Below are 4,867 nucleotides of genomic sequence, written 5' to 3'. Positions count from 1 at the left end.
GTGGTGCTGTTCGACAAGGGCAGCGGCGTCAGCTTGCGGCACGCCTCATAAAGCGCGTCGCGCTGAAACGGATTCATGCGACGCGCTTTAGGTCTTTGTTTTTGTGCATGTCGTTCTCCCAAAACCGAGGTCACTTTTGGGCGACATGCGTGAGGCCGCATCCCAGCCTATTTCTGGAAGTAGGTTTCGTAGGGCGTGTCGTTGATCAGCAGGATCACGCATTCCGTGTCGGAGACGCAGGCGTCGTCATGCATCTCATTGGCTTTCTGGGTCCAGTAGGATCCAGGAGGCAGTTCGACCTTGGTCGCCTCGCCGCCATCCATCTGCCAGTGCGCCCACAGCCCCTTTATGACCACCGCGCGATAATCCGCGGTGTGCGCATGGACCGGTGCACGCCAGTTGCCGGGAACCTTCAGCAACGTGCCTGCCGGGCCCTTGGCCCGCTCGCCCCACAATGGGCCAAGACGATGCGGCTGGTCGGGTACTTCCGCCACATAGGGGATCTTGTCGGCCGGCAGGTAGCTGTCCTCGAGGGCAAAGGCGCGCCCGGGAACCGCAAGCATGACGGCGAGTGCGATGACCTTCAGATGATCTGGCATGGTTCTCCTCTTCGGACCGACTGGACGCCGGCCTCTGGCTGCCTGGTTATGGCAAGCTATTGCATGCGGGTGGCCCGGCAATGGCATTGCGTCCGGAAGGCTTGGCAATTCATCCAGACCCGGCAATTCATCCAGACCCTGCGATCCATGGCCGCGGATCCGGGATCGCCTCAGCGGTTTTCGGAGCTGCCGTCGACGGTGCGCAGGTGGCTGGGCGCGATGCCTATGATGCGCTTGAACGCCCGGCTGAACGACGCTTCGGAATCGTAACCCAGTCTGGCGGCGACCACCGAAACCCGCATCCGATCATCGATCAGCCATTGCCGCGCCTGGTGCATGCGTATCCGGGCGACATATCTCGCCGGTGTTTCGCCAACGACGGCCGTGAAGCGTTCGGCGAAGGCCGATCGCGAGGCGCCCATTTCGCGCGCCAGCGCTTCGACAGTCCAGTTCCTGTCGGGCTGCAGATGAATGGCGGCAACTACGCGGCCGATGTCGCGATCCCTGATCGCCGCGATCCAGCCTCTGGTGTCGCCGCCGCTGTTTTCCACCCATGAACGGATGATGCTTGCAGCCAGTACGTCGGCCAGCCGCGCCAGCATGCCGCCGGAACCGGCGCGGTTCATGGTGATCTCGCCGGCCATGGCTTGCAGCAGATGCGGAATACCTGGCTCGCCAGCCATCAATTCCTTGGCGCGCATCATGTCCGGCATCATGCCCAGCAAGGGGTGCGATCCGTCCAGGTTGAAGTGCATGCTGCCGCAAAACAGCAAGATTTTCGGGCCGTGGCCGCCATTGGAGACATTGAAGACATTGTCCTGCAAAGGCTCGACAGTGTAGCTTTCGATCGGCACGGCAGGAATGCCAGGCGCGCTGGCAACGACATGCTCGGCGCCGCGCGGCAAGAGCAACGCATCGCCGGGTGTCAGCTCAATCCATTCTCCGGCTGGCGAGAACAGCCAGCATCCGCGGCGGCCAATGAAGTGAAATCTTGCTGCCTTCTGGGCAGGAAACAACACGGCCCATGGCTCTGAAAGTTCGCAGCGGCCATAGTCGACGCCATCAAGCCGCAATCCGCGCAAGATGTCGGTGAGCGGACCCTCCGAGGCCGGCAAGGCAGTCTTGGGCGAGGTGAAAACCATGCGGATTTTTCTAGAGCAGTTCATCGTTTAACGGAAACGTTGAACCGCTCTATCTCTTTGTTTTGACGCAATTCCGGACGGAAAAACCGCTTCACACTTTTCCTGGAATTGCTTTAGCCTGGAATCACCAGTCCGTCACGGCCTCCATGCGTCGGCTCAGGGCAACGAACTCGGGTCAACGGGTTCCTTCGGAGCTTTCGCCAGGCGTAGGGACGGAGCATCAAACGAAAAACCCGCCTGTGCGGCGGGTCACTGGCGCAAATCAGCACCATAGACAGAAATGTAGCATAGCTGAGGTCACCGAGTCAAGAAAAAATTCCTATCGCGAAAAGCTGCCGGGACCACCGAACTGGCTGCTGCCTTTGGCAAGCTGAGTTCGAAACCCTGTGCGTCAGCTGGCCTGGCGGATATCGGCCTGTTCCTCGGCCCGGAGATGGCTGCGCGCCGAGCCGATGACGCGCTTGAAGGCGCGGCCGAAGGCGGCATCGGATTCATAGCCGAGACGCCAAGAACCATCACGGTTTTCGGGCCGGCGCCGTTGTGATGGCAGCGACGAAGCGGTTCAGGCTGTCCTCGACATAGGCGGCCACTTCGATCGCCGGGTCAAAGCTCCACCACAGCAACGAGCCTTGCCAATGCGAGGCCATCAGCAGGCCGATGTCGCGTGGCGGGTTGGGCGTCTTGGCAAAACAGGCTGCAAGTGTGTCGCACAGGAACGCCTTCCAGGCCGCACCCCGCGCCCTGAGCACGGGATCGCGCAGATCCTCGCGCAGGACAAGCAGGCCTTCGGCATAGGATTCGATGCCGCCATAGGATTGCGACAGCGCCACCAGCAACGCGACCGCACCGGTGGGGGTTCTGGGAACGGTGGCTGCCAGCTTTCTGGTGTTCTCGTCGAGACCGTCCCAGGCGTGCAGCAAAGTGCGCTGTTTCAGCTGCACCTTGTTCTTGAAGCGCTGCACCAGCGTTGCACCGGAGAGACCGCAGGCCTTTGCCAGACGCTCGAAGGTGAGTGCTTCGGGACCATGCTCGTGGATTAGCCGGTGCGCGGTCTCCAGCACCTGCTCGTCGGACTGGGTTTTTGGCCGTGTCATCTTGACATCCCGATATAACCGAATGATCATTTATATATATGGCGCGAACAGCACAAGCCAGCCTTGTCTGATCGATGAGTCCGTTTTTGGGAGAGTTCAATGACGCTGCAAGGGAAAGTTGCTCTGGTCGCCGGCGGGACGCGCGGCGCCGGACGGGGCATAGCGATCGAACTCGGCGCAGCCGGCGCCACCGTCTATGTCACCGGGCGCAGCACGCGCGCCCAGCAATCCGAATATGCCCGGCCCGAAACCATCGAGGAAACAGCGGAACTGGTCTCGGCGAACGGAGGCAAGGGCATCGCCGTTCAGATCGATCATCTGGTGGCCGACGATGTGCGCAAACTGGTCGAGCGCATCCGCACCGAACAAGGCCGGCTCGACATACTGGTGAATGACATCTGGGGTGGCGAGAAACTGTTCGAGTGGGACAAACCGGTCTGGGACCACAATCTGGACAATGGCCTGCGCATGCTGCGGCTCGGCATCGACACGCATCTGATCACCGCGCACCATGCGCTGCCGCTGTTGATCGAACGTCCGGGCGGGCTGCTCGTCGAGGTCACAGACGGCACGGCCGAATACAATGCCGATCACTACCGGCTGTCGCCATTCTACGATCTCGCCAAGGTCGCGCTGACGCGCATGGCATGGGCGCATGCCCAGGATCTCGCAAAACACGACGCAACGTCCGTGTCGCTGACGCCCGGCTGGCTGCGTTCGGAGATGATGCTGGAAGCCTTTGGCGTGAGCGAGGGCAATTGGCGCGACGCCACCACTGAGGTGCCGCATTTCGTCATTTCCGAGACGCCACGTTTCGTCGGCCGCGCCGTTGCGGCTTTGGCGGCGGATCCGGACCGCTCGCGCTGGAACGGACAGTCGCTGTCCAGCGGCGGGCTGGCGCAGGTCTACGGCTTTACCGACCTCGACGGCTCACGGCCCGACGCCTGGCGTTATGTTCCCGAGGTTCAGGACGCCGGCAAGCCCGCCGATGCGACGGGCTATCGATAGGTAATTGGTTCCTGCGCAATTCCGGACGGAAAACCGCTGCGCACTTTTCCTGGAATTGCGTCAGGCGGACCGCCCGTCGAAATCGAAGACCGACAGGGTCGAGGGATCGAGATCGGCCACGCAGTTGATATTGATGTAGGCGCTGCGTTCACGCCCTTCGCGGACATCCTCTGCAAAGGGATGGATGCCGCAGGCCCGGCAGAACCGGTGCGCGATGGCATGGTTGCCGAATGTGTAGGTGCCCAAATCGTCGCCCCAGGCCAGGACCCGCAAGGTCTCATGCGGAATGGCACACAGCAGGGCGCCCTTGCGCGTGCAGATCGAACAATTGCACCTGATGGCACCGGTCAGTTCGGCCTTGAATTCGAAGGCCACCTTGCCGCAGTGGCAGCTGCCTTTGTAGAGCATCGGGCTTTTCCTCGTATTCGACAGGGTGCAAAACTGCCTGCGCCGGGTTAAGTCTGGGCAAGCCATGCACTGGCCGCACCCCCTTAAGACGTTCGAGGCGTCCGGAGTCCGACACCGAAAATGCAATCCGTTCGTGATCATCTGGAAATCATTCTTGCGCGCCTCGCCGCCCGTGCCGGCGAAGAGCACGTGTTCACGAAGCTCTATGCCGAAGCCGCACGGGCCGCGGCTGATGCCAGCGATGCCCGCAAGCGGGCAAGTGTGACGCTAGGGCCGCTCGACGGCACCGTCGTCTCGATCAAGGACCTGTTCGATGTCGCCGGCGAGCCGACCACGGCCGGTTCGCTGATGCGCAAGACCGCGGCGCCCGCCCAAAGCGACGCGGCCATCGTCAGCCGGCTGCGGCAGGCCGGCGCGGTCATCATAGGCAAGACCAACATGACCGAATTCGCCTTCACCGCGATCGGCGACAACAGGCATTTCGGCACGCCTGGCAATGCCGTGGACGCCAGCCGCATTCCGGGCGGCTCTTCCTCGGGCGCAGGCGTTTCCGTCGGCGGCGGCACACTGGGCGACGGTTCGGGTAAGCGGCCCGATCGAGTCCAGCGTGGCGGAC

The 4,867-nt window shown here is 62.3% G+C and carries 6 protein-coding genes; 2 read left to right on the top strand and 4 right to left on the bottom strand.

Going from position 1 to position 4,867, the window contains the following annotated elements; genetic code table 11:
* Window positions 1-167: 167 nt before the first annotated feature.
* From EN893_RS18940 to EN893_RS18925, 3 genes are all read right to left on the bottom strand, one after another.
* Window positions 168-599, bottom strand: a complete 432-nt coding sequence (locus EN893_RS18940; RefSeq protein WP_127268317.1) for a DUF4437 domain-containing protein — start codon at window positions 597-599, stop codon at window positions 168-170.
* 170 nt (window positions 600-769) lie between these two features.
* Entirely contained in the window at window positions 770-1,741 is a 972-nt protein-coding gene (locus tag EN893_RS18935) for an AraC family transcriptional regulator (protein WP_164748935.1), read from the bottom strand.
* A gap of 515 nt (window positions 1,742-2,256) precedes the next feature.
* Window positions 2,257-2,835, bottom strand: a complete 579-nt coding sequence (locus tag EN893_RS18925; RefSeq protein ID WP_236383011.1) for a TetR/AcrR family transcriptional regulator — start codon at window positions 2,833-2,835, stop codon at window positions 2,257-2,259.
* Window positions 2,836-2,934: 99 nt separating this feature from the next.
* On the opposite strand from EN893_RS18925, the gene EN893_RS18920 reads away from it, so the two are divergent.
* A complete protein-coding gene (locus tag EN893_RS18920; RefSeq protein ID WP_127268320.1) occupies window positions 2,935-3,843 on the top strand; it encodes an SDR family oxidoreductase in 909 nt (302 codons plus the stop codon).
* 60 nt (window positions 3,844-3,903) lie between these two features.
* Here the strand turns inward: EN893_RS18920 and EN893_RS18915 are convergent, their stop codons facing one another.
* Window positions 3,904-4,251, bottom strand: coding sequence for a GFA family protein (locus tag EN893_RS18915; protein ID WP_127268321.1), 348 nt, complete (start codon window positions 4,249-4,251; stop codon window positions 3,904-3,906).
* Between the two features lie 120 nt (window positions 4,252-4,371).
* Here EN893_RS18915 and EN893_RS18910 point away from each other — a divergent pair.
* Window positions 4,372-4,867, top strand: a 496-nt coding sequence (locus EN893_RS18910; protein WP_245490862.1) for an amidase family protein, incomplete at its 3' end; no start/stop codon positions are given.

Source organism: Mesorhizobium sp. M7A.F.Ca.CA.004.04.2.1 (genome assembly GCF_004022825.1).
Classification (GTDB): Bacteria; Pseudomonadota; Alphaproteobacteria; order Rhizobiales; family Rhizobiaceae; genus Mesorhizobium.
The sequence above is the reverse complement of the archived record's forward strand: the minus strand, read 5'-3'. Positions and strand labels throughout refer to the sequence as shown.

Excerpts from the sequence above, each read along its gene's own strand:
- EN893_RS18940 (WP_127268317.1), bottom strand. The coding sequence starts at position 599 with ATGCCAGATCATCTGAAGGTCATCGCACTCGCCGTCATGCTTGCGGTT.
- EN893_RS18935 (WP_164748935.1), bottom strand. The coding sequence starts at position 1,741 with ATGGTTTTCACCTCGCCCAAGACTGCCTTGCCGGCCTCGGAGGGTCCG.
- EN893_RS18925 (WP_236383011.1), bottom strand. The coding sequence starts at position 2,835 with ATGACACGGCCAAAAACCCAGTCCGACGAGCAGGTGCTGGAGACCGCG.
- EN893_RS18920 (WP_127268320.1), top strand. The coding sequence starts at position 2,935 with ATGACGCTGCAAGGGAAAGTTGCTCTGGTCGCCGGCGGGACGCGCGGC.
- EN893_RS18915 (WP_127268321.1), bottom strand. The coding sequence starts at position 4,251 with ATGCTCTACAAAGGCAGCTGCCACTGCGGCAAGGTGGCCTTCGAATTC.